General features: G+C 67.9%; 19 protein-coding genes. 11 read left to right on the top strand and 8 right to left on the bottom strand.

Going from position 1 to position 25,146, the window contains the following annotated elements; genetic code table 11:
- The first annotated feature begins 3 nt into the window (after nt 1–3).
- The 4 genes from ACUCV0_RS00635 (at nt 4) to ACUCV0_RS00620 (ending at nt 4,922) form a co-directional block, all read left to right on the top strand.
- The gene (locus ACUCV0_RS00635) at nt 4–1,155 is read left to right on the top strand and encodes an L-talarate/galactarate dehydratase (protein ID WP_482211763.1); all 1,152 of its coding nucleotides are present in this window, start codon (nt 4–6) and stop codon (nt 1,153–1,155) included.
- 72 nt (nt 1,156–1,227) lie between these two features.
- Nucleotides 1,228–2,673 carry a sensor histidine kinase gene (locus ACUCV0_RS00630; RefSeq protein ID WP_482211762.1) on the top strand — a complete coding sequence of 482 codons (1,446 nt, stop codon included), beginning with the start codon at nt 1,228–1,230 and terminating at the stop codon, nt 2,671–2,673.
- Nucleotides 2,658–3,989 (top strand): sigma-54-dependent transcriptional regulator, encoded by a 1,332-nt coding sequence (locus ACUCV0_RS00625; protein ID WP_482211761.1) that lies wholly within the window; start codon nt 2,658–2,660, stop codon nt 3,987–3,989. The genes ACUCV0_RS00630 and ACUCV0_RS00625 overlap by 16 nt, the downstream gene beginning before the upstream one ends.
- A 153-nt stretch (nt 3,990–4,142) precedes the next feature.
- Entirely contained in the window at nt 4,143–4,922 is a 780-nt protein-coding gene (locus tag ACUCV0_RS00620; protein ID WP_482211760.1) for a hypothetical protein, read from the top strand.
- On the opposite strand, the gene ACUCV0_RS00615 is transcribed toward ACUCV0_RS00620, so the two are convergent.
- Entirely contained in the window at nt 4,923–6,143 is a 1,221-nt protein-coding gene (locus tag ACUCV0_RS00615; RefSeq protein ID WP_271654128.1) for a pyridoxal phosphate-dependent aminotransferase, read from the bottom strand. It lies immediately after the preceding gene.
- 160 nt (nt 6,144–6,303) lie between these two features.
- On the opposite strand from ACUCV0_RS00615, the gene zapE reads away from it, so the two are divergent.
- The 3 genes from zapE (at nt 6,304) to ACUCV0_RS00600 (ending at nt 9,009) form a co-directional block, all read left to right on the top strand.
- The gene (gene zapE / locus ACUCV0_RS00610; RefSeq protein ID WP_482211759.1) at nt 6,304–7,404 is read left to right on the top strand and encodes a cell division protein ZapE; all 1,101 of its coding nucleotides are present in this window, start codon (nt 6,304–6,306) and stop codon (nt 7,402–7,404) included.
- A gap of 99 nt (nt 7,405–7,503) precedes the next feature.
- A complete protein-coding gene (locus ACUCV0_RS00605; RefSeq protein WP_482211758.1) occupies nt 7,504–8,367 on the top strand; it encodes an MBL fold metallo-hydrolase in 864 nt (287 codons plus the stop codon).
- Nucleotides 8,368–8,559: 192 nt separating this feature from the next.
- Nucleotides 8,560–9,009, top strand: a complete 450-nt coding sequence (locus ACUCV0_RS00600; protein WP_237140601.1) for a DMT family transporter — start codon at nt 8,560–8,562, stop codon at nt 9,007–9,009.
- A 2-nt stretch (nt 9,010–9,011) separates the two neighbouring features.
- On the opposite strand, the gene ACUCV0_RS00595 is transcribed toward ACUCV0_RS00600, so the two are convergent.
- The 7 genes from ACUCV0_RS00595 to ACUCV0_RS00565 all read right to left on the bottom strand — a co-directional run bounded on the left by ACUCV0_RS00595 (nt 9,012) and on the right by ACUCV0_RS00565 (nt 21,446).
- Nucleotides 9,012–11,516 carry a PepSY domain-containing protein gene (locus tag ACUCV0_RS00595; RefSeq protein WP_482211757.1) on the bottom strand — a complete coding sequence of 835 codons (2,505 nt, stop codon included), beginning with the start codon at nt 11,514–11,516 and terminating at the stop codon, nt 9,012–9,014.
- The gene (locus tag ACUCV0_RS00590) at nt 11,501–12,184 is read right to left on the bottom strand and encodes a Fe2+-dependent dioxygenase (protein ID WP_482211756.1); all 684 of its coding nucleotides are present in this window, start codon (nt 12,182–12,184) and stop codon (nt 11,501–11,503) included. The genes ACUCV0_RS00595 and ACUCV0_RS00590 overlap by 16 nt, the downstream gene beginning before the upstream one ends.
- A 64-nt stretch (nt 12,185–12,248) precedes the next feature.
- Nucleotides 12,249–14,465, bottom strand: coding sequence for a TonB-dependent receptor (locus ACUCV0_RS00585; protein WP_482211755.1), 2,217 nt, complete (start codon nt 14,463–14,465; stop codon nt 12,249–12,251).
- 180 nt (nt 14,466–14,645) lie between these two features.
- On the bottom strand, nt 14,646–15,809 hold the full coding sequence (locus ACUCV0_RS00580) for a type III PLP-dependent enzyme (RefSeq protein ID WP_059313920.1): 1,164 nt from the start codon (nt 15,807–15,809) through the stop codon (nt 14,646–14,648).
- A 616-nt stretch (nt 15,810–16,425) separates the two neighbouring features.
- Nucleotides 16,426–17,898, bottom strand: coding sequence for an AMP nucleosidase (amn, locus tag ACUCV0_RS00575; RefSeq protein ID WP_059313919.1), 1,473 nt, complete (start codon nt 17,896–17,898; stop codon nt 16,426–16,428).
- Between the two features lie 72 nt (nt 17,899–17,970).
- Entirely contained in the window at nt 17,971–19,716 is a 1,746-nt protein-coding gene (locus ACUCV0_RS00570) for an ABC transporter ATP-binding protein (protein WP_285387512.1), read from the bottom strand.
- Nucleotides 19,713–21,446, bottom strand: coding sequence for an ABC transporter ATP-binding protein (locus ACUCV0_RS00565; protein ID WP_059313917.1), 1,734 nt, complete (start codon nt 21,444–21,446; stop codon nt 19,713–19,715). The genes ACUCV0_RS00570 and ACUCV0_RS00565 overlap by 4 nt, the downstream gene beginning before the upstream one ends.
- A gap of 180 nt (nt 21,447–21,626) precedes the next feature.
- On the opposite strand from ACUCV0_RS00565, the gene ACUCV0_RS00560 reads away from it, so the two are divergent.
- The 4 genes from ACUCV0_RS00560 (at nt 21,627) to ACUCV0_RS00545 (ending at nt 25,100) form a co-directional block, all read left to right on the top strand.
- Nucleotides 21,627–22,424 (top strand): bifunctional hydroxymethylpyrimidine kinase/phosphomethylpyrimidine kinase, encoded by a 798-nt coding sequence (locus tag ACUCV0_RS00560; protein WP_313648335.1) that lies wholly within the window; start codon nt 21,627–21,629, stop codon nt 22,422–22,424.
- Nucleotides 22,421–23,050 (top strand): thiamine phosphate synthase, encoded by a 630-nt coding sequence (gene thiE / locus ACUCV0_RS00555; protein ID WP_482211754.1) that lies wholly within the window; start codon nt 22,421–22,423, stop codon nt 23,048–23,050. The genes ACUCV0_RS00560 and thiE overlap by 4 nt, the downstream gene beginning before the upstream one ends.
- A 20-nt stretch (nt 23,051–23,070) precedes the next feature.
- The gene (gene hemL, locus ACUCV0_RS00550) at nt 23,071–24,357 is read left to right on the top strand and encodes a glutamate-1-semialdehyde 2,1-aminomutase (RefSeq protein ID WP_482211753.1); all 1,287 of its coding nucleotides are present in this window, start codon (nt 23,071–23,073) and stop codon (nt 24,355–24,357) included.
- A 197-nt stretch (nt 24,358–24,554) separates the two neighbouring features.
- Nucleotides 24,555–25,100: a tetratricopeptide repeat protein gene (locus ACUCV0_RS00545; RefSeq protein WP_059313913.1), complete on the top strand. Its 546-nt coding sequence runs from the start codon at nt 24,555–24,557 to the stop codon at nt 25,098–25,100.
- The last annotated feature ends 46 nt before the right edge of the window (nt 25,101–25,146 follow it).

Genomic DNA, 25,146 nt, shown 5'->3' with positions numbered 1-25,146 from the left:
GACATGTCCGATAACTCCTATAACGCCGACCAGGACCGCATCGCCTGGGTCCGCCTGTCTTCCGTATTCCTGCCGCTGGCCAATCCCATCAGTGACGCCAAGGTGCTCACCGGCCGGCAGAAGCCGATGACCGAGATCGCCATCCTCCTCGTCGAGATCGAGACCCGCGACGGCCAGCGCGGCCTGGGCTTCAGCTACGCCAAGCGCGCCGGCGGCCCCGGGCAGTTCGCCCATGCCCGGGAAATCGCCCCGGTGCTGCTAGACGAGAATCCCAGCGACATCCAGAAACTCTGGACCAAGCTCTGCTGGGCCGGTGCCTCGGTGGGTCGCAGCGGCCTCGCCACCCAGGCCATCGGTGCCTTCGATGTGGCCCTGTGGGATCTCAAGGCGCGTCGAGCCAACCTGTCCCTGGCGCGGCTGCTTGGCGCCCAGCGGGATTCGGTGCGCTGCTACAACACCTCCGGTGGCTTCCTGCACACGCCGCTGGAGCAGTTGCTGGAAAACACCGACCGCTCCCGCGAGCAGGGCATCGGCGGCATCAAGCTCAAGGTCGGCCAGCCGGACTGGGCGGTGGACCTGGAGCGCGTCGCCCGCGTCCGGCAGCACCTGGGCGACAGCTTTCCGTTGATGGTGGACGCCAACCAGCAGTGGGACAGACCCACCGCCCAACGGATGTGCCGCCGCCTCGAGGAATTCGACCTGATCTGGATCGAAGAGCCGCTGGACTGCTACGACGCCGAAGGCCACGCCGCCCTGGCCGCCACCTTCGACACGCCCATCGCCACCGGCGAGATGCTGACCAGCGTGGCCGAGCATCAGGAATTCATCCGCCTGCGCGGCGCCGACTTCCTGATGCCCGATGCCCCGCGGGTTGGCGGCATCACCCCCTTTCTCAAGGTGGCCGCCTTGGCCGAACAGGCTGGACTGATGCTGGCGCCGCACTTCGCCATGGAATTGCACGTGCATCTGGCCGCCACCTATCCCACCGAGCCCTGGGTGGAGCATTTCGAATGGCTGGAGCCGTTGTTCAACGAACGCCTGGAAACCTGTAATGGCCGGATGCTGGTACCGACCCGTCCGGGCCTGGGCCTGTCCCTCAGCGAAAGGGTGGCCGGCTGGACCGCGCAGGAAGCGGAATTCGGCCAGCGTGGCTGACACCCGCTCTGACACTCGAACTCCGCCGGGGTATGGCACTCTATCCAGGCCAAGACCTGGAAGAGAATGCCCATGTTCGGATCGCTGCGCAGCCGTCTGATCGCGCTGCTGCTGATGCTCGGCGGCATGGCCGTCGGGGTCGGCTGGCTGATGATCCTGCTGCTGCGCCAGTCGGAAAGCGCACAGCTCGGCCAGGCCACGGTGGAAGCCGAGCAGGCCTGCCAGGTCATCGCCAGCAGCTATCGCTTCTACAGCAACGGCTGGTCCGGCCCCACCGCCGGCCTCGCCGATCCGGCGCTACGCCAGGGCCTCAACGGCGTGGCCAGCGTCGCCCTGCTGCGCTATCGCGGCATGGGCGGCGGTCTCTGGCAGGAGCAGGCGGGGATGCTGGCCGACGCCAGTCCCTTCAGCCTGACCGATGCCGAGCGCCGGCATCTGGCCGATCTCGCCGCCGCCGCCCTGGCCGAGGCGCGCAGCCTGAGCGACAGCTATAGCGTCGACGGCGCCACCGTGCTGGTGGCCGCCTGCCCACTGTCCGGCCCCATCCCCGATCTCGCCGCCTGGACCCTGACCCGCCTGACCTTTGCCGAAGGCAGCGGCCAGCGCCAGTTGAAACTGGGCCTCGGCCTTTTGCTGCTGGCCATGCTCGCCGCGACCCTGCTACTCGGCCGGCTCACCTGGCAGTGGTCGCGGCATGTCACCCGGGTCGAGCGCGATCTCGGGGCGAGCGCCAGTCATGACCTGCCCACCCTCGACCTTACCGGTGAACGGGAGCTGGACCGGGTGCTCGCCGCGCTCAACCAGGCCGGCCAGCGCCTGGCCCAGGCCCGCGCCGAAGCCCAGCGCCTGACCACCCAGGTCCACGCCAGCGAGCGGCTGGCGGCGCTGGGTCGGGTGGCCGCCGGGGTCGCCCATGAAATCCGCAACCCCCTGGCCGCCATGCGGCTCAAGGCCGAGAACGCCCTGGCCGGCGATGCCGAGCGCCAGCGGCGCGCCCTGGACGCCATCCTGCCGCAGATCGCCCGCCTGGACAGCCTGCTGCGCCGCCTGCTCGATCTCACCCAGCCGCCGCAGTTGCAACCGACTGCCGTCGATCTCCCGGCCTTCTGCCGCGAGGTGCTGGCCAGTCACGAAGACCAGGCGGGCCAGCGTGGCATCCGCCTGGTCGCCCGGGTGGCCGTCGATCAAGGCTGTTTCGACCGCGACGCCCTGGGTCGTGCCCTGGACAACCTGCTACTCAACGCCCTGCAGGCCGCTCCGGCCGATAGCGAGATCCGCCTGGACGTCAGCCGGCGCGACGACTGGCTGCTGCTGGCGGTGGAAGACGAAGGCCAGGGGCCGCCTGCCGAACTGCGCGGGCAGCTCTTCGAACCCTTCGTCACCGGTCGCCCCGAAGGCACCGGCCTTGGGCTGGCCCTGGTCCGCGAAACCGCCCGCGCCCATGGCGGCGAGGCGCGCCTGGTCGAACCCTCCCCCTCCACCCGTTTCGAGATCCTATTGCCATGCCAACCCTGCTGATCATCGACGACGACGCCGGTCTGCGCGACGCCCTGGCGGAAACCGCCGCTGATCAGGGCTACCGGGTGCTGCAGGCGGATCAAGGCGAAGCGGGGCTGGCGCTGCTCGACCGGCAGACGGTGGACGCCGTGCTGCTCGACCTGCGCATGCCCGGGCTGGATGGCCTGGAGGTACTGGCGCGCATTCGCGCTCTCCCCGAGCCGCCGGCGGTCACGGTGCTCACCGCCTTCGCCAGCGCCGGCAACACCATCGAGGCCATGCGCCTGGGCGCCTTCGACCACCTCACCAAGCCCATCGGCCGCGAAGAACTGATCCGGGTACTGGCCGGGATGACCGCCCAGCGCGGCCCGGCCAGCGTGCCGCCGACCGCGGTCGAAGGCCATACGCTGGTGGGCGGCAGCGATGCCCTGCGCCAGGTGCAGAAGACCATCGGCCGCCTGGTGGACAGCGAGGCCACGGTGCTGGTCACCGGCGAGACCGGCACCGGCAAGGAACTGGTGGCGCGCGCCATCCACGAGCACGGCAAGCGACGCGGGGCGCCCTTCGTGGCGGTCAACTGCGCTGCCATCCCGCCGGACCTGCTGGAAAGCGAACTCTTCGGCCATGTGCGCGGCGCCTTCAGCGGGGCCACCGCCAATCGCCTCGGCGCCTTTCGCGAAGCCCAGGGCGGCACCCTCTTTCTCGACGAGATCGGCGACATGCCACTGCCGATGCAGGCCAAGATCCTCCGCGCCCTGCAGGAACGCGAGGTGACGCCGGTGGGTGGCGCACCGGTACGGCTGGACGTACGGCTGGTAGCGGCCACCCACCGCGACCTGGCCCAGCGTGTCGCCAGTGGCGACTTCCGCGAGGACCTCTTCTATCGCCTGCACGTGGTGCCCATCCACCTGCCGGCCCTGCGCGAGCGGCGGGCCGACATCTTGCCGCTGGCCGAGCACTTCCTCGCCGCCAGCGGTCGCGTGCTGGCGGACGATGCCGCCGCCCTGCTGCTGCGCCACTCCTGGCCCGGCAACGTGCGGGAATTGCGCAACGCCATCCAGCGCGCCGCGACCCTGGCCCAGGGCGAACGCATCGTCGCCGCCGACCTGGCCTTCCTGCAGGGCGAGACGCCGGATGAGTTAGCCATCGACGCCAGCTGGCCGGAGGAGACCCTGGCCGAAGCCACCGCGCGCCTGGAACGCCTGCTGATCGAGCGCGCCCTGCAGCGCAGCGGCGGCAATCGCGCCGAAGCGGCCCGCCGCCTGGGCATCCATCGCCAGCTGCTCTATACCAAGCTGAGTCGGCTGGGCCTGGGTGTCGGCGCAGACGACGCCTAGGCTGTCCGCTTTGCCGACAGGGCTGTCCGCAAGCCGGACGCAATGCCTGGCCCGGATAGCCGCTAAAAGCAACAAGCCATTGATTGATAACGAAAATAAAAGTTGGCACAGGCCCTGCAATGGTCTGATCGTCAACCACCGCAGGAGTCATCCATGCCTACCAAGACCCAAACCCTCGTGATCGGGACCTTCGCCCTGCTGTCCGTCAGCGGCCTCGTCCTGGCACAGACCGCGCCGGCCACCGGCACCGCGACCACCGCTGCCAGCGCCCAGATTCCCACCCAGCAGGGCCAGCTCAAGCAGTTCCTGCTCAACCCCCGCGGCGACATCGACGGCCTGATCCTGGCCGACGGCACCGAGGTCAACACCCCGCCGCACCTGTCCGAGCAACTGGCCGCCACCTTCAAGCCGGGTGACAGCATCAACGTCGCCGGCCTGCGCGCCGCCAGCCTGCCGCTGGTCCAGGCGGTGTCCCTGACCAATGTCCAGACCGGCAAGACGGTCACCGATGAAGGTCCCGACCGCGTAGGCGGTCGCCGTCCGCCGGCGCCCCCGGCACCTGGCGCGGAGCGCGATGGCGACAGCCTCCAGGGCCAGATCGTCCAGCTGCTGCACGGCCCCCGTGGCGACGTGAACGGCGCCCTGCTGCAGGACGGCACCGCCCTGCGCCTGCCGCCCCACGAAGCCCTGCGCCTGCAAGCGCTGCTCAAGCCCGGTCAGAGCATCGCTGCTCGCGGCGAGCTGGTGACCAACGCCCAGGGTCGTGCCTTCCGGGTCAGCGCCCTCGGCGCCGACGCCAACTCGCTGCAGACCCTGGATACCCCGCCGGCGCCCCGCGGCCCCGGTCGTCTGCCGCCGCCCCCGCCCCCTGGCGTCCAGCCGGTCGCCCCGGGTGCCCAACCGCCGGCTCCCCCCGCTCCGCCGGCTGGCTGATCAGGCCAGCAGCCGCTGGGTCGCCTCGGCGATCCGGCGGCAGGCTTCCTCCAGCACCTCGCGGGAGGTCGCATAGGAAACCCGGAAGTAAGGCGCCAGGCCAAAGGCCGAGCCTGGCACCACCGCCACCCCGCCCTCGTCCATGAGGTAGCGGGTAAAGGCCGTATCGCTGTCGATCACCTCCCCGTTCGGCGTCCGCCGACCCAATACCCCCGCGCAACTGGCGTAGACATAAAAGGCCCCTTCGGGCCGCCGTGCCGACAGCCCCGGCACCGCGTTCAAGGCATCCACCACCAGATCCCGCCGCTCGCGGAACAACTCGCAGCGCTCGTGCACGATGTCCTGCGGCCCATCCAGGGCAGCGATGGCCGCGGCCTGGCTGACCGAGCAGGGGCAGGAGGTCACTTGGCTCTGCACACTGGCCATGGCCTGGATCAGCGCCTTCGGTCCGCCGGCATAGCCCAGCCGCCAGCCGGTCATGGCGTAGGCCTTGGAGACGCCGTTGATGGTCAGGGTCCGCTCGCGCAGCCGTGGCTCCAGCGCCGCCGGGGTGACGAAGCGAAAACCGTCGTAGAGGATGTGTTCGTACATGTCGTCGACCATCAGCCAGACCTGCGGATGGCGCAGCAGCACCTCCAGCAGCGGACGATAGTGTTCCTCGCCATAGGCCGCCCCCGAGGGGTTGGACGGCGAGTTGAGCATCACCCAGCGGGTACGTGGAGTGATGGCCGCCTCCAGTGCCTCGGCAGTCAGACGGAAGCCGTCTTCCTCCCGGCAGGGCAGCACCACCGGCGTGCCGCCGAGGATGGCGACGATGTCGGCATAGGTCACCCAAAAGGGTGCCGGGATGATCACCTCGTCGCCCGGATCCAGGGTCGCCATCATGGCGTTGAAGATCACCTGCTTGGCACCGGCCGAGGCCGTCACCTCGTCCTGGGCGAACACCAGCGCGTTCTCCCGCGCGAACTTGCGGCGGATGGCTTCCTTGAGCGCCGGGCTGCCGTCGAGCACCGTGTACTTGGTCTGGCCGGCGCGAATGGCCTGGATCGCCGCTTCCTTGATGTGCTCCGGGGTATCGAAGTCCGGCTCGCCCGCACCCAGTACCAGCAGATCGGCGCCCTGGCGGCGCAAGGCGTTGGCGCGCTCGGTGATCTTGAGGATTTCGGAGACGCCCACGGACGACAGGCATTGGGCGATATGCAGGGTGGAATCGGCGGCCATGACAGGGCTCCAGGCAGAGATGAAAGCGGGTGCCGGCGGCGTCCGGCAGGGTCGTCTCGCACTATCGAACCGCTGCGGCCGGCCTTCAAACGCTATAAAGGACTCATGTCATTCCGCCGGGGCATGGTCTGCTGACTGCACGGGCGCTAGAGTGGCGGCCATGTCGAACGCCTTCTCTCCCCTCGCCGCCTACCGCCAAGCCCTGGCCCAGGGGGACCGCCTGCCCGATGCCGCCCAGGAGGCCGCTGCGCGCCAGCTGGAAGCCTGCCACGCGGCGCTGCTGGCCGGCCGTCCGGCACGCGGTCTCTATCTCTGGGGTCCGGTCGGGCGCGGCAAGACCTGGCTGCTGGACCTGTTCCACGCCAGCCTGCCGGTGCCCGCCCGCCGCCAGCATTTCCACCACTTCATGCGCTGGGTGCACCAGCGCCAGTTCCAGCTGGCCGGCACCCGCGATCCCCTGCAGGTGCTGGCCCGGGAACTGGCCGCCGAGGTGCGGGTGCTGTGCTTCGACGAACTCTTCGTCAGCGACATCGGCGACGCCATCCTGGTGGGCGGCCTGCTGCGCGCCCTGCTGGACCAGGGCCTGGTGCTGGTGGTCACCTCCAACCAGCCGCCGGAGCAGCTCTATGCCGACGGCTTCAATCGCGAGCGCCTGTTGCCGGCCATCGCCGCGCTCCAGGCGCAGCTGGACGTGCTGGAGATGGACGGCGGCCAGGACCACCGTCTGCATGAAGGCGAGGCCGAACCGCGCTATTGGGTAGAGGATCCCGCCGCGCTGGCCGCGACCTTCGCCCAGCTCACCGCCGGCCAAGCCGCGACCAATGAGCCCCTCGCCCTCGGCGAGCGCCTGTTGCCGGTTATCCAGCGTGCACCCGGGGCGATCTGGCTGGACTTCGCCACCCTCTGCCAGGGCGCCTGGGCGACCACCGACTACATCGATCTCTGCACCCGCTTCCCCGCCCTGCTGCTAGGCGGCGTGCCCTGCCTATCCGGCGATCCCCGCGCAGGCCGCATCGCCCGCGGCACCGAAGACGGCGCGCAACGCGTCCTGGCCGGCGACCGCGAGCTGCCGCGCCTGGCGCCCCAAGACGACGCCGTGCGCCGCTTCATCGCCCTGGTCGACGAAGCCTACGACCGCCGCCGCCCGCTCTACCTGAACGCCGCCGTACCCCTGGAGCAGCTGTATACCCGCGGCTTTCTGGAATTTCCTTTCCGCCGCACCCTGAGCCGGCTCAGGGAGATGCAGCAGGCGCGGTACTAGGCAGACCCGAACGATCACCCCTGCGGCGACGAGGCACGCCACGGGGCAGCAGGGCCCCGTGTTAAGGTGGGACGTCCTTTCTCTTCACGAGGCCCGGTCATGACTCCGCGCATCGAACCCTTCTTCGACGCCACCACGTCCACCTTCACCTATGTGATCTACGAGGCGCCCGGCAGTCGCTGCGCCATCGTCGACTCGGTGCTCGACTACGATCCGCATTCGGGCCGCACCGCCACCCTCTCGGCGGATCGCGTCGCTCGCTTCGTGCGCGACCAGGGGCTGACGGTGGAGTGGCTGCTGGAGACCCACGCCCACGCCGACCACCTCTCCGCCGCGCCCTACCTGCGCCGGCAACTGGGCGGCCGCATCGCCATCGGCGAAGGCATCCGCCGCGTCCAGGGCGCCTTCAAGGACGTCTTCAACCTGGAGCCGGAGTTTCGCCTCGACGGCTCCCAGTTCGATCACCTGTTCCAGCCCGACGAGGTCTTCCACATCGGTGCCCTGAGCGCCCGCGCCCTGCACGTGCCCGGTCACACCCCGGCCGACATGGCCTATCAGGTGGAAGAAGAGCACGTCTTCGTCGGCGACACCCTGTTCATGCCCGATGTCGGCTCGGCCCGTTGCGACTTTCCCGGTGGCAGTGCCCGTGACCTCTATCGCTCGATCCGCCGCCTGCTGACCCTGCCGGAAGCCACCCGCCTCTACCTGTGCCACGACTATCCGCCAGCGGGCCGCGAAGCGCGTCACGAGACCACCGTGGGCGAAGAGCGTGCCCTCAATGTCCACGTTCGCGATGGCGTGGACGAAGATACCTTCGTCGCCCTGCGCACCCGCCGCGACGCCACCCTGTCCATGCCGACCCTGATCCTGCCGGCGATCCAGGTGAACATCCGCGCCGGTACCCTACCGCCGGCCGAGGCCAACGGTCGACGCTACCTGAAGATTCCCATCGACGGCTTCTAGCCCTACGTCATCCAACGGGATAGCCACAGCCGCTGGGCCCAGGCTTTCCCGGGCCGGCCAGGCAGGTCGCCCTGTTCACCCGTGGTGCCATGGCAAGGGCTCCCAGGGAGCAGCAGCCCAACCGCGAGTCGCCGGTTCGACCGCTTCGTCATCCCCTGCGGCATACTGCGCGGCCCCTTTCTGCCTGGAGTCCTGTCGATGCCCGTCTGGTGGCTACTCGTCCTGCCCTTCATCGCCGGCGCCTGCCTGCCGTTGCAAGCCGGCATCAACGGTCAACTGGCCCGCCAGCTGTCCAGCGTTTTCGCCGCGGCGTCCATTTCCTTCCTGGTCGGCCTGCTCGCCCTGCTGGGCCTGACCCTCTGGCAGCGCGGCGTCCCTACCCTGGGCGCGTTGCGCGAGCTGCACTGGTGGCACTGGTGTGGCGGGCTGCTGGGCATGTTCTTTATCGCCATGGCCGCCTTCGCCGGTCCGCGCATCGGCGCCACCCTGTTCATGGCGCTGGTGATCGCCGGCCAACTGGCCATGTCGCTGAGCCTGGATCACTTCGGCTGGGCCGGCTTTCGCCAGGATCCGGTTACCCTCGGCAAGTTGGCCGGCGTGGTGCTGATCGGCGCCGGCGTCTGGTGCATCACCCGCGCCTAGCGTTAATAGAGGTCGCGACGGTAGCGGTTTTCATCCAGCAACCGTTGCACCTCGGCCTCACCGAGCAACGCCTGCAGGGTGGCCTGGACACCGCGCCCCAGGCCCTGCAGGCTGCCGCAGACCATGATCACGGCATCGGCCGCCAGCCAGTCGAACAAGAGGTCGCGCTGCGCCTCCAGCCGCCCCTGCACATAGCCATCGCCCTCACGCGAGAACACCCGGTCCAACCGGGCCAGCCCGCCTTGGGCCTGCCAGGCCTGCAATTCAGTACCGTAGAAATCATCGTGCGCCGCCGTGCGTTCGCCGAACAGCAGCCAGTTGCGTCTGTGCCCGGCGGCGATGCGTGCGGCCAGCAGGGACCGTACCCCGGCAAGACCGGTCCCGGCGGCGATCAGGATCAGCGGGCGCTCGTCCAGCGGTGGCCGGAAGCCGGGATGGATGCGTAGCCGCGCCTGCACCTGGTCACCGGGCCGTAGCGCCGTGGTCAACCAGCCGGAGGCGATACCCAGGCGACCATCCGCCTTGCGCTCCTGGCGCACCAGCAGTCGCAGGGCGCCTTCGCCGGGCAGCGAGGCGATGGAGTACTGGCGTACGGCGAGCGGCACCAGGGCGTCGACCAGGGCCTGGGCGTCCAGGCCCCGCAGCGCAGTCTGGTCTTCCGGCAGCAGACGGGTTTCCAGGGCCGTCGCCAGCTTGAGCGTCACACCGCCGATCTCGACCCTGCTGTCAGCGGCCAGGCCCAGGGGCTGCAGCCAGGCTGCCACGCGCTCGGCGCGCTGGCGTGGCGCGATCTCCAGGAGGTCACCTGGTGCCCAGTGGCTTCCAGGCAGTGGCCGCAGCTGCAGCTCGAAAGCAGGGCCGCCGGGGCTGCCGGCATTGAGCCGCTGCACCGACGCCAGCTGCCAGGACTGCAACGGACGCTCGGGCGATGGTTCGATACGCGCGGCGCCCAGGGCGTGCAACTGACCCTGCCAGACCGCAAGCGCCAGGGGGTCGCCATTGTCCACCTCCACCGGCGCGAACAGTGACTGGGCGCCCTGTCCATCCAGCCAGGCGTCCAGCCGTTGGGCGAAGGCGCAGTAGGCCGGATAGCGCCGGTCGCCCAGGGCCAGCACCCCATAGCTCAGGCTTGGCAGCGTTGCCGCCTGGGTCAGCATCCGCCGCTCGAAGCCGCGCGCGGCATCCGGGGCCTCGCCGTCGCCGTGGGTGGCGACGACGAACAGCGCCCGGGTGGCCTGCTGCAGCCGCTCCACCGAGAGACGCCCGAGCGCGACCACCTCGGCGCTCAGCCCCGCCGCCTGCAGCTGGCCGGCGGCCTGCCAGGCCAGCGCCTCGCCCTGGCCACTCTGGCTGGCATAGCCGATCAGCCAGTCGGCGTTCCCTGCCGCGGCCGGTGTGAGCCGGCTCTGCGCTTGGCGCGCCTGGCGACGTTTGCGCCGGCGATCCAGATAGAGCCAGAGTCCGGTCACCATGAACAGCGGCATGGCCAGGCTGGCGAGCAGCAGGGCGATCCGTCCCGCCAGGCCGAAGTACTCCCCCGAATGCAGGGCATAGACGCTGAGCAACAGCCGGGCACCCAGCGGCTGCTCGCGGTAACGGCGATGATCGAGCACCCGCCCCTGGCCGTCGAAGACGAGGCGATTGAGCGCGCGGATGTGCTCGGCATCGTCCGGCAGGTACCAGAGCGTCGGATGGCTGACCTTGCGCGCCGGATTGGGCAGCAGCAGGCCGTAGCCCTCGACACGTCCACCGGTCTCTGCGCGGAAGCTCTGCCAGAGCGCGTCCAGATCCACGTCCTGGCGCGCGACCACCCCCGCGGTCTGGGGCTCCGGGGCGGCGCCGAGCAGGCGCTCGCTGGCCTCGCGGTACCAGTCATAGGACCAATAGAGACCGGTCAGGGCCGCCAGCAGATAGAGCAGCAGGCACCAGGTGCCCGCCACGGCGTGCAGGTCCCAGTGGAAACTGCGCCCACGTCGCGCCCAGTCCAGGGTCAGCCAGGTGCGCCAGCGGCGTACCTGACGCGGCCAGCGCAGGTACAGCCCGGACAGACAGAGCACCAGCAGGATCAGGGTGGCCGCGCCGGTCAGGGCCTTGCCCACCGGCCCCAGGGCCAGGGAGCGGTGCAGGTCCAGGACCAGGCGAAAGAACGCCTGGCCGCGAGGCGAGCTCAGCACCTCGCCCGTGTAGCGATCGAACAGCTGCACCTCACCACGGCCTTGACCACTGGCCGGTGCCAGGCCGAGCAGGCCGTAGCCCTCCCCCGCCATGCTGGAGACGAAGCTCAACTCCCGGCCCGGAGGAACGAGGCGCTGCCGCACCTCCGGCAGCGTCAGCGGACGCCGGTCCGCAGTCGCGGCGCTTGGCGGCGGATTGAGCAGCTCCAGCAATTCCAGCTGAAAGCTGTAGAGCGCACCCGTCACCCCTAGCACCACCAGTACCAGGCCAGCCGCCAGCCCAAGCAGGCTGTGCAGCTGGAAGAGGCCCCTGCGGATCAGGGCTGGGCCCATTGTCGCAGAAGGTTGTGATAGACGCCGGTCAGCTGCAGGCAGGCCTCATGGCCCTGCCCCAGCTCGGCGGCGGCCCGCTGGATGCCCTGGTCGAGTTCGAACAGCTGGCTGCGCTGGCCGGCATCGCGCACCAGGCTCTGGATCCAGAAGAAGGAACACAGCCGCGCGCCTCGGCTAACCGGCAGCACCCGGTGCAGGCTGCTGGCCGGATAGAGGATCAGATCGCCGGCCGCCAGCTTGACGCTGTGGGCGCCATAGGTGTCCTCCACCACCAGTTCGCCACCGTCGTACGCGTCCGGCTCGCACAGGAACAGGGTGGCCGACAGGTCGGTGCGCAGATAGCCGCTGCCATCCGGTAAGGGGCGCAGGGCGTTGTCCACGTGCAGGCCGAAGGACTGGCCGCCCTGGTAGAGATTGAACAGTGGCGGAAAGACTCGCGCCGGCAACGCGGCGGCAACGAACAGCGGATGCCGCGCCAGCGCCTGCTGGATCAGCTCGCCCACCGCGCGCGCCGCCGGCGCGTCCGCCGGCAATTGCAGGTTGTCCTTGGCCATGGCCGACTGGAAGCCGGCGGTGTGCTTGCCATCGGCCCAGGCCGCGGCCTCCAGCCGCTGGCGGCAGTCCCTTACCTGGTCGGGCGTCAGTACGCCCGGAACGCTGATCATCATGGCAATCCCCTCTAACGCCGAAAGCCCTGCGCGCGCGCAGGGCCTCGGTGTCTTGCGTTCGACCTTAGAAGCTGTAGGTCGCGGTCAGGATGGCGGAACGGGCATCGCCATATTCGATGGCCGAGGACCGCGTGGTGGCGCCGAGCTGCGAGCGCACCCGCTCCACATAGTCCTTGTCGAAGACGTTGTTGACGTTGAGCTGCAGGTCGACGTTGCGGTTGACGCGGTAGCCGACCATGGCGTTGTGCAGCCAGTAGGCGTCGAGCTTGGCGCCGTCGTTGCTGGAGGTGACGTTGCGCTCGCTGACATAGCGCGCACCATAGCCCACCCGCCAGCCAGCCGGCAGCTCGTAGGTGGTCCAGAGATTGAGCGAGCGCGGCGGAGTGTTGGCCAGCGCCTGCCCCTCGCGATTGCGTCCATCCAGGGTATCGGCGGCCTTGAGCGTCTCGCTGTCGAGGAAGGTGAAGTTGGCGTAGACGTTCCACTGTGGGGTGAGACGCCCGGTGGCACCCAGCTCGATGCCCTGCACGCGCTGCTCGCCGGCCAGCGCGGTGCTGCCGTCCACCAGGGTTTCCCGAGCGTTGCTCTTCTCGACGCGGAACAGGGCGCCGTCCAGCTCCAGGCGCTTGTCGAGGAATTCCCACTTGGTGCCCAGTTCCCAGGTCTTGTTCTTTTCCGGCCCCAGATCCTGGTTGGCCGCGCTCAGCCCGCCGCCGGTAGAGGTCAGGCTTTCCGCCGAGGGGTTGAAGGAGGTGCCATAGGCGACATAGACCCGACCGTTCGGTGCCGGCTTGAACACCAGGCCAGCGCGCCCGCTCAACTTGGCGTCATCGGAACTCAGGTGAGTCTTGGCGCCGCGCACACCGTTGGCGACCGGGGTGGTGTCGCTGTCGCCGTCGAACCAGTCGTAACGCAGACCCAGGTTCAGATCCCAGTACTGACTCAGGGCGATGGTGTCGAAGGCATAGAGCGCCTTGTCGGTCAGGACATTGTTGGCAATGGCCGAGGTCTGCTTGTTGGTCGCCCCGTCATAGCGCTCCGGCGGTGCAGCCAGGGAGTAGCCGGCGGCCGGAAAGGTCAGGCCATGGCTGTAGGTATCGCGGTCGTAGTCCTCGCGGGAGAATTCGGCGCCCAGCACGAAGGAATGGCCCAGGCCGAAGGTGTCGAAATCGCCGCTCAGGTTGGTCTGGTTGATCCACATCTCCGAAGTCACGTCGCGGCCATAGCCCTGGGGACCGGCCGGGCGATAGCGTCCCGCTGCCACGCCGCCCAGGTTGACGTGGGATGCCGAGATCACCGTGTCGCGCTCGATGCGGCTGTAGCGGGTCAGGTTCTGCAGGCTCAGGTTGTCGTTGAAGCGGTGCTCCAGCTCCACGGTGAAGACATTGTTGTTGATGTCTTCCTTGTCGATGTTCCTGAAGCCGAAGTAGGCGTCGCGATCCACCCCGCCCAGACGCTTGCCGTTGAGCGCCGGCACCCCGTAGTCGGGCTGGTTGTTGTCGGTCTGGTGGAAGTAACTCAGGGTCAGGCGGGTGTCGTCCGACAGGCCCAAGGCCAGCGACGGCGCGATGCCCCAGCGCTCGCGGTCGATCTGGTCGCGGCCGGGCACGTCGTTCTCGTGGGCCATCAGGTTCAGGCGGAAGGCACTGTCGTTACCTACGCCTTGCAGCGGCTGGTTGGTGTCCAGGGTCAGGCGGCGATAGCTGTCGGTGCCCAGGCCTGCGCCGATGCGGGTGAACTGGCGCTCCTGGGGCTTCTTGCTGATCAGGTTGATGGAGCCACCCGTGGTGCCGGCGCCGCCGAACACCGAGTTGGGGCCCTTGATGACCTCGACCGATTCCAGGTTGAAGGTGTCGGTACGGTTGGTCTGGGTGCTGTCGCGCAGGCCATCGATCTGGATATTCGAGTTTGCGCTGAAGCCACGGATGTTGATGCTGTCGCCGGAGCCGCCACCGCCCTCACCGGCGTTGAAGGTGATACCGGAGACGTTGGACAGCACCGATCTCAGACTCAGCGCCTGCTGATCCTGGATCACCTGCGCCGGCACCACGGTGACGGTCTGCGGGGTATCCAGCAAGGGAGCAGTGTACTTGCGCGAGGCGGATTGCTCGGCCTTGAAGCCTTCCTGCTGCGCCTGACCTTCGATAGTCAGACTTTCCAACCGGGTCACCGGCTCTCTGGCCTCTTCGGCCTGGGCTCCCAAAGACATCGAGGCAACAGCGACACTGAACGTAGAAACCAGCAAACGACGCTGGGACAGCGAGGACATTTCCTTGGACATGATGGCGAGCCGCCTCCTTTCTTGAATGCGGCGCGATTCTATTTGCAAACGATTATCAAATCCATAGCGAATGTAAACTATTCTTAACAACTTACAAAAAGCCTGACGAATCCCTTATCGGCAGGCATGAAAAAGCCCGCGTCCTTTGCGGGACGCGGGCTTGATCGACGCGGTAAGGCGTTAGAGGTAGAAGGCCTTCAGCGGCGGGAAACCGTTGAATTCCACCGCGCTGTAGCTGGTGGTGTAGGCACCGGTGGACAGCCAGTACAGGCGGTCGCCACTGGCCAGGTTCAGCGGCAGGCCGTACTTGTAGTGCTCGTACATGATGTCGGCGCTGTCGCAGGTCGGGCCGGCGATCACCACCTCTTCCATCTCGCCCTTCTTCTCGGTCCAGATCGGGAACTTGATGGACTCGTCCATGGTTTCGATCAGGCCGGAGAACTTGCCGACGTCGGTATAGACCCAGCGCTCCACGGCGGTACGCGACTTGCGCGCCACCAGCACTACTTCGCTGACCAGGATACCGGCATTGGAAATCAGCGAACGGCCCGGCTCCAGGATGATTTCCGGCAGCTCGTCGCCGAAATCTTCCTTGAGGAAGCGGATGATTTCCTCGGCATAGGTCTCCAGGCTGTTGGTGCGATGGATGTAGTTGGCCGGGAAGCCACCCCCCATGTTGATCATCTTCAGGGTGATGCCGTCTTCTTCCTTGAGGCGCTCGAAGATCACCTTGACCTTGGCGATGGCGGCGTCCCAGACGTCGATGTCGCGCTGCTGGCTGCCGACATGGAAGGAGATGCCATAGGGCTCCAGGCCCAGCTGGCGGGCCAGGATCAGCAGGTCCAGGGCCATGTCGGGCTGGCAGCCGAACTTGCGCGACAGCGGCCAGTCGGCCGAGTTGGAGCCCTCGGTGAGGATCCGCACATAGATGCGCGAGCCCGGAGCAGCCTTGGCGATGTTGCGCAGGTCGGCCTCGGAGTCGGTGGCGAACATGCGCACGCCCTTCTCGTAGAAGTAGCGGATGTCCTTGGATTTCTTGATGGTGTTGCCGTAGCTGATGCGCTCCGGGCCGACACCGGTGGACAGCACCTTGTCCAGCTCGTAGATGGAGGCGATGTCGAAGTTGGAGCCTTTGTCACGCAGCAGCTCGGTGATCTCGATGGCCGGGTTGGCCTTGACCGCGTAGTAGATCTTGGCGAACGGGAAGTTGCCAACGAGATCGTCATAGGCCCGCGCGATGGTGGCGGTGTCGATGACGACGAAGGGGGTTTCATGCTGGTCGGCGAAGGCCTTCATCTTCTGGAAGGTTTCGCGAGAATAGTAATCTTCGACCTTGATGGACATGCGTCGGGCTCCCGATGGGCAGAACAAATTGAAGGAGGGGGTGTTCTGAACGCCTAATCCGTTTCCCCACTTTGGTTCGCCTACTTCCCAAGGCACATCGCCGAAAGCAAAAAGGTCAACGCGTACTGGCGTTGACCTCGCTGTCTCGCCGTCGGTACTTGAGCCGGATGGATCGTTTCCAGCATGGACGTTCGGGCGCGAACTTTAGGGCCAGACGTCCCAGAGATCAATGTTAAATCCGTGATCTTTACCGAACGGTGACGTGTGCGAACTCACCCCCACTCCTGCAACCGACCGGACCGGACAGCGAGATGTTCCGGAGGGGCGATGACAGGGGGTTTCCGAGTGGGGAATCAAGATGCCCGATAACGCCATCGTCGGGCCTTGACGATGGCGCTGTACTATCGCGGCCATGGCCGCGATCAGTCCCTAATCACCGTAGCGTGGAAAACGGCGCAGCCTTTTCCAGGGAGGCATTCGCTGCAAGGGCGCCCTCACCCCAGCCCTCTCCCAGCGGGAGAGGGAGCCATCCAAGCGACTGTGAAACCAATCGATCTAGGCTCATCGCCGTCCGTAGGTTGGGTTGAGCGCAGCGAAGCCCAACACGCCCCACGCCTTACCGGAACGGCGGCTCGTCGAAGCTGCGCAGCTTGCGCGAGTGCAGGGAGTCGAGCTGGGTGCGCAGCTGGTCCAGGGCGGCGATGCCGATGGCCAGGTGTTGGCTGACGGCGCGGGCATAAAAGGCGTTGGCCGAGCCCGGCAGCTTGATCTCGCTGTGCAGGGGCTTGTCGGACACGCACAGCAGGGTGCCGTAGGGCACCCGCAGGCGATAGCCCTGGGCGGCGATGGTGCCGCTTTCCATGTCCACCGCCACGGCGCGCGCCAGGTTGATCAGCGGGCGCTCCTGCGCCCAGCGCAGCTCCCAGTTGCGGTCGTCGTAGGTCAATACCGTACCGGTACGCAGGCGGCGCTTGAGCGCCTCGCCGCGTTCGCCGGTGACGCTGGCGGCGGCTTCCTGCAGCGCCACCTGCACCTCGGCCAGCGCCGGAATGGGGATATGCGGCGGCACCACGCGATCGAGGATGCCGTCGCGCCTCATGTAGGCGTGGGCCAGCACGTAGTCGCCGATGGTCTGCGACTGCCGCAGGCCGCCGCAGTGGCCGATCATCAGCCAGCAGTGTGGGCGCAGCACCGCCAGGTGGTCGGTGATGTTCTTGGCATTGGATGGGCCGACGCCGATGTTGACCAGGGTGACGCCATGGCCGTCGCTCGCGATCAGGTGGTAGGCCGGCATCTGGAAGCGGTGCCAGGCGATGGCGGCGATGACCGCCTGGGCCTCGCTGGGATCCATGTCGCGCTCGATGACGACGTTGCCGGGCAGGACCAGGCGCTCGAAGCGCGGATCGTTACGCAGTTGCTCCAGGCCATGCTGGATGAACTGGTCGACGTAGCGATGGTAGTTGGTGAGCAGGATCCAGGGCTGCACGTGACGCCAGTCGCTGCCGGTGTAGTGGACGATGCGGCGCAGCGAGAAATCGGTGCGGGCGGCGTCGAACAGCGCCAGCGGCAGCGGATCGATGCGCTCCCAGTCATAGTGGCCGTCGGCGATGTCATCGTGGGCCGCGGAGAGATCGGTGCTGGGGAAGACCCGTGCCAGCTCGGCGGCGGTCACGCCACTGCCGGCCAGTTCGTCGCCCTGCTCCACCACATAGGGATAGGGGATGTCCTGGCGACTGCGACCGATCTCGACCTGGAGGTCGTAGTCGCGCATCAGGGGTTCGAGCTGCTCCAGCAGATAGCCGCGGAAGGCCGCCGGATGGGTCACGGTGGCCACATAGGTGCCGGGCAGCTGGATCTTGGCGTAGGCGCGGGTGGTGGCCGGCGGCACGCCGGGCGCGCGGTAGCGGATGCGGATCTCGGGATAGCGGAACAGCTCGCGCTCGGCGGCGCTGGGCTCGACGCGATCCTTGAGATAGCGCTTGAGCGCGGCATCCAGGGCCTGGGTAGCCTCCAGGTGTAGCGCCGCGAGACGGTCGACCGCCTCGCTGGCCGTGGCAACAGAGGTGAAATCCTCGGGTACGGAGGTCATGCGGGTTTCCTTGTTGGGACACTGGCTATAGCTGACACCCTAACACCCCTGGGTGACAACGGCTGCGACCGGTCATAGCGGTTTTTCACCCTGGGCATGCTGCTCCCACAGGCGACGATAATGCCCTTCGGGCCGTTGCAGCAGCGCCTCGTGACTGCCCTCCTCCACCTTGCGGCCGTCGCGCAGCACCAGGATGCGATCGGCATGGCGGATGGTGGACAGCCGGTGCGCCACCACGATCAGGGTGACCTGGCCGCGCAATTCGTCCAGTGCCTGTTGCAGCCGCGCCTCGGTGGCGCTGTCGATGCTGGCGGTGGCCTCGTCCAGCAGCAGTACCTTGGGCTCGCGCAGGAGTGCCCGGGCCAGCGCCAGCAGCTGCCGCTCGCCGGTGGAAAGGGTGAAGCCACGCTCGCCCAGCAGGGTATCCAGGCCTTCCGGCAGGCGCGCCACCAGGTCGTCCATATGGGCCGCGGCCAGGGCCTCGCGCAGGCGCTCATCCGATACCTGGCTGCCCAGCAGCAGGTTGTCCCTGAGACTGGTGGAACGGATGAAGGGCTCCTGGGGCACGCTGGCCAGGGCGGCGCCCAGCACTTCCGGGGTCAGGCTGCCCAGCTCGCGCCCGTCCAGGCAGAGGCTGCCGCCGGTAACCGGCTGCAGTCCGGCGAAGAGGTCGAGCAGGGTCGACTTGCCGCTGCCGGTGGGGCCGACGATGCCCAGGAAGGTCCCGGGGGGGATGTCCAGGTCGATGCCGTGCAGGGTGTCGTGCCCCGCGCCGGCATGGCGAAAACGCACGGCGTCGAGATGGAAGTGCGCGGTCTCGATGGGCCGGTCGTCCTCGCCGCTCAACGCTGGTTTTTCCTCCAGCAGGTGCAGCAGGCGAGTGCCAGCCACCGAGGCCTGCTGGAACAGGTTGAATCTCTGGGTGATGTCCATCAGGGGCTCGGTCACACGGCCCAGGTAGGTGACGAAGGCATAGAGCACGCCGATTTCGGCACCACCCTGCAGGTGACCCAGGCCGTAGACCAGCAGCAGCACCGCCAGGACCGCCACGCTGACCAGGTCCAGCGCCGAGCGCAGCAGCAGGCCGGAAACGCGGATGGTGCGCATGCGGGCACCGTACTGGGCCTGGTTGAGCCGCTGGAAATCCTGGCGGAAGCGTTCGGTCTGGTTGAAGGCTTGCAAGAGACCCATGCCGCCGATGGCCTCGCCCAGCCGGGCGCTCTGCTCGGCGCGTAGCATCCGCACCTCCATGGCCGCCGCGCCGCTGTATCGCTGGTAGGCCCAGACGATCAGCACCGCGGCCGGAATCAGCAGCACGGCGATGGCCATCAGGCGAACGTCCAAGAGCGCCATGGCCACCAGGATGCCGATCAGCAGCACGATGTTGCCGACCATGTTGCCGAGAAAGGCCACATAGAGTTCGCGCAAGGCATCGGTGTCATTGGTGACTCGCGCCACCAGCTCGCCGGTGGCGGTGCGATCATGAAAGCTCTGCGGCAGGCTCAGCACATGGCGGAACAGTCGCCGACGCTGCAAGAGCACCACGTCCATGGCGATCTCGGCGAAGCGTAGCGATTGCAGGTAACGGCCATAGGCGGCCAGCCCCTGGGAAACCACATAGGCGGCGACCAGTCCCACCAGCGGCCAGAGGCGCAGGTCGTGGGGCACCAGGTAGTTGTCGAGGTAGTGCTTGGTCAGCCAGGGACCCAGCACGTCGAACAGCGTCGCCACGACCAGGATCGCCAGGGTGCCGGCCAGCTTGCGCGGATTGGCGAGTACCGGCTTGAGCAGCAGGGAAAGTACGCGGGTCCTGGTCATTGGCTGGCCTCCTCCGCCTGCTGCAGATTCCAGAGTCGGGCATAGAGTCCGCCGGCGGCGAGCAGCTCGCCATGGCGGCCCCGCTCCACCAGGCTGCCCTGGTCGAGGACGATGATCTCGTCGGCATGCTGCACGGCCGAGAGGCGGTGGCTGACGATCAGGGTGGTCCGGCCTTGCAGCCCCGCCAGGGTACGCAGCAGCCGGGCCTCGGTGGCGGTATCCACCGCCGAGAGGGTGTCGTCCAGCAGCAGGATGGGCGCTGGCGAGAGCAGCGCCCGGGCCAGGGCCACGCGCTGGCGCTGGCCACCCGAGAGGGTCAGGCCCCGCTCACCCACCGGCGTATCCAGCCCTTGCGGCAGCGCCGCCAGGTCGGTGCCGAAGGCGGCGGCGTCCAGGGCTTCGCGGATTTCCCCAGCCGTGGCATCCGGGCGGCTGAGGGCGACGTTCTCACCCAGGGTGCGGGCGAACAGGAAGGGATCCTGGGGTACATAGGCGAACTGGGCACGCAGGTCGGCCAGCCGATAGTCTTCCAGCGGCACCCCGCCCAGGCGGATACAGCCCTGCTCCAGCGGAAACTGGCGCAGCAGCAGGCGGAGCAAGGTGCTCTTGCCGCTGCCGGTGGCGCCGACGATACCCAGGGTATCGCCCGCGGGCAGGTCGATGACCACGTCCCGTAGCGCCGGCTGGCGCGCCTGGGGATAGGTGAAGGCCGGAATGTAGACCGACAGATCCGCCTGGTCCGGCGGCGTCTGGGTGCCCTCGTCGCGGATGCGCTCGGTGACCGCGAACACCTCTTCCAGGCGCCGCGCCCCGGCTTCGCCGCGCTGCAACAGATTGAGGCACCAGCCGATGGCGAACATCGGCCAGATCAACTGCACCAGATAGAGGCTGAAACTGGTCAGCTGGCCCAGGGTGATATGGCCGTCGAGATAGCGCCAGCTGCCCATGACCAGGGTCAGCAGGGTGGCGAGGCTCAGGGCGACGAAGATGATCGGCTCGTAGCGCGCCTCGGTGCGCTGTACCTGGTAGTCGGCCTTGGCGACGCTGCGGGCGCGGGCGTCGAAATCGTCCAGCTCGGCTTCGATCAGGGCATGCTGGCGCAGCATGCGCAGGCCGCTCAGGGCCTCCTGGGTACGGTCGTTGAGGGCGGAAAAGCCCGCCAGCGCCAGGCCGAAGCGCTGCTGCACCCGCTGCGCCACGCGATAGAAGCCCCAGGCCATGAAGGGAAAGGGCAGGAGCGCCAGGGCGGCCAGGGGCGCATCGATGCCGATGAACATGGCCAGCAGTACCAGCAGCAGGGTCATCATGCCATCGAAGCTGGCCAGCACCCCTTCGCCAGCGGCCGTCTCTACGGCGTCGATGTCCTGGGTGGCGCGGGCCAGCAGATCGCCCGTGCGGCTGGACTGGAAGAAACCGGGGTCCAGGCGCGCCAGCTTGGCAAAGAAGGTGTCGCGCAGTTCCACCCCGACCTGGTAGGAAGTGCCGAACAGCCGCACCCGCCACTGGTACCTCAGTACATAGAGGCCGCAGCCGACCGCCACGATCAGGGCGACGCGCCAGAGCAGCCCGCTCTGGTCGAGCTCGCCCGCGCGCAGGGCGTCGATGGCCTTGCCGATCCACCAGGGCAGGGTCAGGTTGAGCAGGCCAACGCCCAGCAGACAGAAGATGGCGGTCCCGTAGGCACGCCGTTGGCGCAGGAAGAAATCACGCAACAACCGCCACAACGCCATAAAACCGCCTGTCCCGAGCAAAGGTGCAGTATATCGGCTACCCAAGGGGCAGCGGAGTTCCTTCGTCCTGATCCGGGTCCCATGTCAACGGGTGGCGCGGGGCGCGAGGTCGTTGTAGGGTGCCACTCCCTGCGGCACCCGGCCGCTGCGCCCCCCTTTCCCTTTGCTAGGCTGACGTCCATGACCCTCGAACCCCAACGTCCCGTCGTCCTTTGCCTGTCCGGCCACGATCCGAGTGGTGGCGCCGGGCTGCAGGCCGACATCGAAGCCCTGATCGCCCAGGGCTGCCACGCCGCTCCGGCGGTCACCGCGCTGACCGTGCAGGACACCGTCGACGTGCTGGACTTCCGGGTGCTGGATCGCGAGTGGGTACTGGCCCAGGCCCGGGCGATCATCACCGACCTGCCGGTGGCGGCGGTCAAGCTGGGCATGCTCGGTTCGGTGGAAATGGTCGAGACAGTGCTGGAGATCATGGAATCCCTGCCTGGCGTGCCCCTGGTCTGCGATCCAGTGCTGCGCGCCGGTGGTGGCGGCGCCCTGGGCAAGGACGAAGTCGGCTACGCCATCCGCGAGCGCCTGCTGCCCCGTGCCACTATCGCCACCCCCAACCTGCCGGAGGCGCGCATCCTCGCCGAGTTGCCCGGGGGCACCCCGGAGCAATGCGCCGAGCGCCTGCTGCCTTTATGCGCCCATCTGCTGATCACCGGCGGTCATGGCGAAGAGCATGAGGTGCACAACCGTCTCTATGACCGCGCCGGTAACTGCGAGACCCACGTCTGCCAGCGCCTGCCCGGTAGCTACCATGGCTCCGGCTGCACCCTGGCCAGCACCCTGGCCGGGCGCCTGGCCCTGGGCGAAGCCCTGCCCAGCGCCGTGCGCAGCGCCCTGGACTACACCTGGCGTACCCTGAGGGACGCCGAGCGCCCTGGCCGCGGCCAGTACGTGCCGCGTCGCCTGCCACTGGACTTCTGCTCATGAGCACCCTGCGCGGCCTCTACGCCATCACCGACAACGCCCTCCTCGCCGAGGGTCGCCTGCTGCCCTATGTCGAGGCCGCCTTGCAGGGCGGTGCCCGCCTGGTGCAGTACCGCGACAAGTCGCAAGACGTCCGCCGTCGCCAGGACGAAGCCGCAGCCCTCGCCGAACTCTGCCGGCAGCATGACGCCCAGCTGATCATCAATGACGACCTGCCCTTGGCCCGCCAGCTGGGCGTTGGCCTGCACCTGGGCCAGGAAGACGGCTCCCTCGCCGCGGCCCGCGCCGACCTGGGCGCGGACGCCATACTCGGCGGCACCTGCCACGCCAGCCTGGAACTGGCCGAAGTCGCGGCCGCAGCGGGGGCCAGTTACCTGGCCTTCGGGCGCTTCTTCGCCTCCAGCACCAAGCCGAATGCCCCACCGGCCCCTCTCGACGTGCTCGACCAGGCACGCAGCCGTTTCAGCCTGCCGCTCTGCGCCATCGGCGGCGTCACCCTGGACAACGCCCCGCGCCTGCTCACCCACGGCGTCGACCTGCTCGCCGTCGTCCATACCCTGTTTTCCGCCGCCAGCGCGGGCGAAGTGGAGCGCCGTGCGCGCGCCTTCGCCCGGTTGTTCGTGGCCTGATCCACTTTGAGGAGACCTTCATGTCCCGTTCCGCACAACTCTTCGACCAAGCCCAGCGCCACATTCCCGGCGGCGTCAACTCGCCCGTCCGCGCCTTCAAGAGCGTCGGCGGCACGCCGCTGTTCTTCAAGCATGCCCAGGGCGCCTACATCGTCGACGAGGATGACAAGCGCTATGTCGACTACGTCGGCTCCTGGGGTCCGATGATCCTTGGTCATAGCCATCCGGACGTGCTCGACGCCGTGCGTCGGCAACTGGAACACGGCCTCTCCTACGGCGCCCCGACCGCCCTGGAAACCACCATGGCCGATCTCATCTGCGAGATCGTCCCCTCCATGGAAATGGTGCGCATGGTCAGCTCCGGCACCGAGGCCACCATGAGCGCCATCCGCCTGGCGCGCGGCTACACCGGGCGCGACACCATCATCAAGTTCGAAGGTTGCTACCACGGCCACTCCGACAGCCTCTTGGTCAAGGCCGGCTCCGGCGCCCTGACCCTGGGCGTACCCAGTTCCCCCGGCGTCCCGGCGGCCTTCGCCCAGCACACCCTGACCCTGGCCTACAACGACCTGGCGGAAGTCGAAGAAACGCTGTCCCGGGTCGGCGACCAGATCGCCTGCATCATCGTCGAGCCGGTGGCCGGCAACATGAACTGCGTGCCGCCGGCGCCGGGCTTCCTGGAAGGGCTGCGCAGCCTCTGCGATCGCTACGGCGTGGTGCTGATCTTCGATGAGGTCATGACCGGTTTCCGCGTCGCCCTGGGCGGCGCCCAGGGGCATTACGGCATCCGTCCGGACCTCACCACCTTTGGCAAGATCGTCGGCGGCGGCATGCCGGTGGGCTGCTTTGGCGGCAAGCGCGAGATCATGGAAAAGATCGCCCCACTCGGCCCGGTCTACCAGGCCGGCACCCTGTCGGGCAATCCGCTGGCCATGGCCGCGGGGCTCACCACCCTGCAACTGATCCGCCGGCCCGGCTTCCACGCGGAGCTGACCGACTACACCACGCGCATGCTGCAGGGCTTGCAGGATCGCGCCGATGCCGCCGGTGTGCCCTTCGTCACCACCCAGGCAGGCGGCATGTTCGGTCTCTATTTCAGCGGTGCCGAAGACATCGTCACCTTCAGCGACGTCATGGCCAGCGACAGCGAGAGGTTCAAGCGCTTCTTCCACCTGATGCTGGACGGCGGCGTCTACCTGGCGCCCAGTGCCTTCGAAGCCGGCTTCACTTCCATCGCCCATGGCGACGAGGAGCTGCGCATCACCCTGGACGCCGCCGAGCGCGCCTTCGCCACCTTCAACGACTAGGTACCATCCGTCTCGGTTGAGGAACCTCTCTGCCGCGCCGGCCTCACACCTAGTTGAGAGGCCGGCGTCACAGATAAAAAAGTTCCGCCATTACGCGTAAAGGTTTTGAAAGCGTGCGTCGGCTTGACCCATAATGAGACGTCGGCGCGTTTCGCCGACCGGGTTCTTTGAACCTGCCTCGCTCGTGGAGGCGCTTCATGCACCGCGCTGGCCGTACCCTGTGCGCAGCCCTAATCCTGATGCCCCTGGTCGCCCTGGCCGGTGGTAATTCGCTGCTCGTCCCCAGCACCAGCCGTTGCAACCTGAATCTGGCCAACGAAGCCCTGGCACAGGCGATCGCCCGCTGCCAGCAGATCGCCCATGACGGCGACGCCCAGGCGCAGTACGAACTCGGCGACTTCTATTACGAAGGCAAGCAGACGCCCAAGGATCTCAACCAGGCGCGGCTGTGGTTCGAGCAGGCGTCGCTCAAGGGCAACGCCGATGCGCAGAATCGACTCGGCAACATGTTCTTTCGCGGCGAGGGCGTTCCGCCCAACAATATCCAGGCCTATATCGTCCTGAAGATGGCCGCCATCAATGGCAACGACGAAGCCATGGATACCGCCGACCTGGTCAGCGCCCAGATGCGTCGTGACGAGCTGGAGATGGCCACCCAGGTACTGGGGCAGATCTTCCGCGACTATCTGCAGGACATGCAGACCGCGGGCAATCTCAATCCCTTCCAGCCGCCGCAGAACTAGCGGTCCGGCGCCGGCCCTACCGCTCGCCAGCGCGAACCTACTTGGC

It is taken from the genome of Pseudomonas sp. VMV1, assembly GCF_056790235.1.
This window is presented reverse-complemented; position numbering and strand designations above follow the sequence as displayed.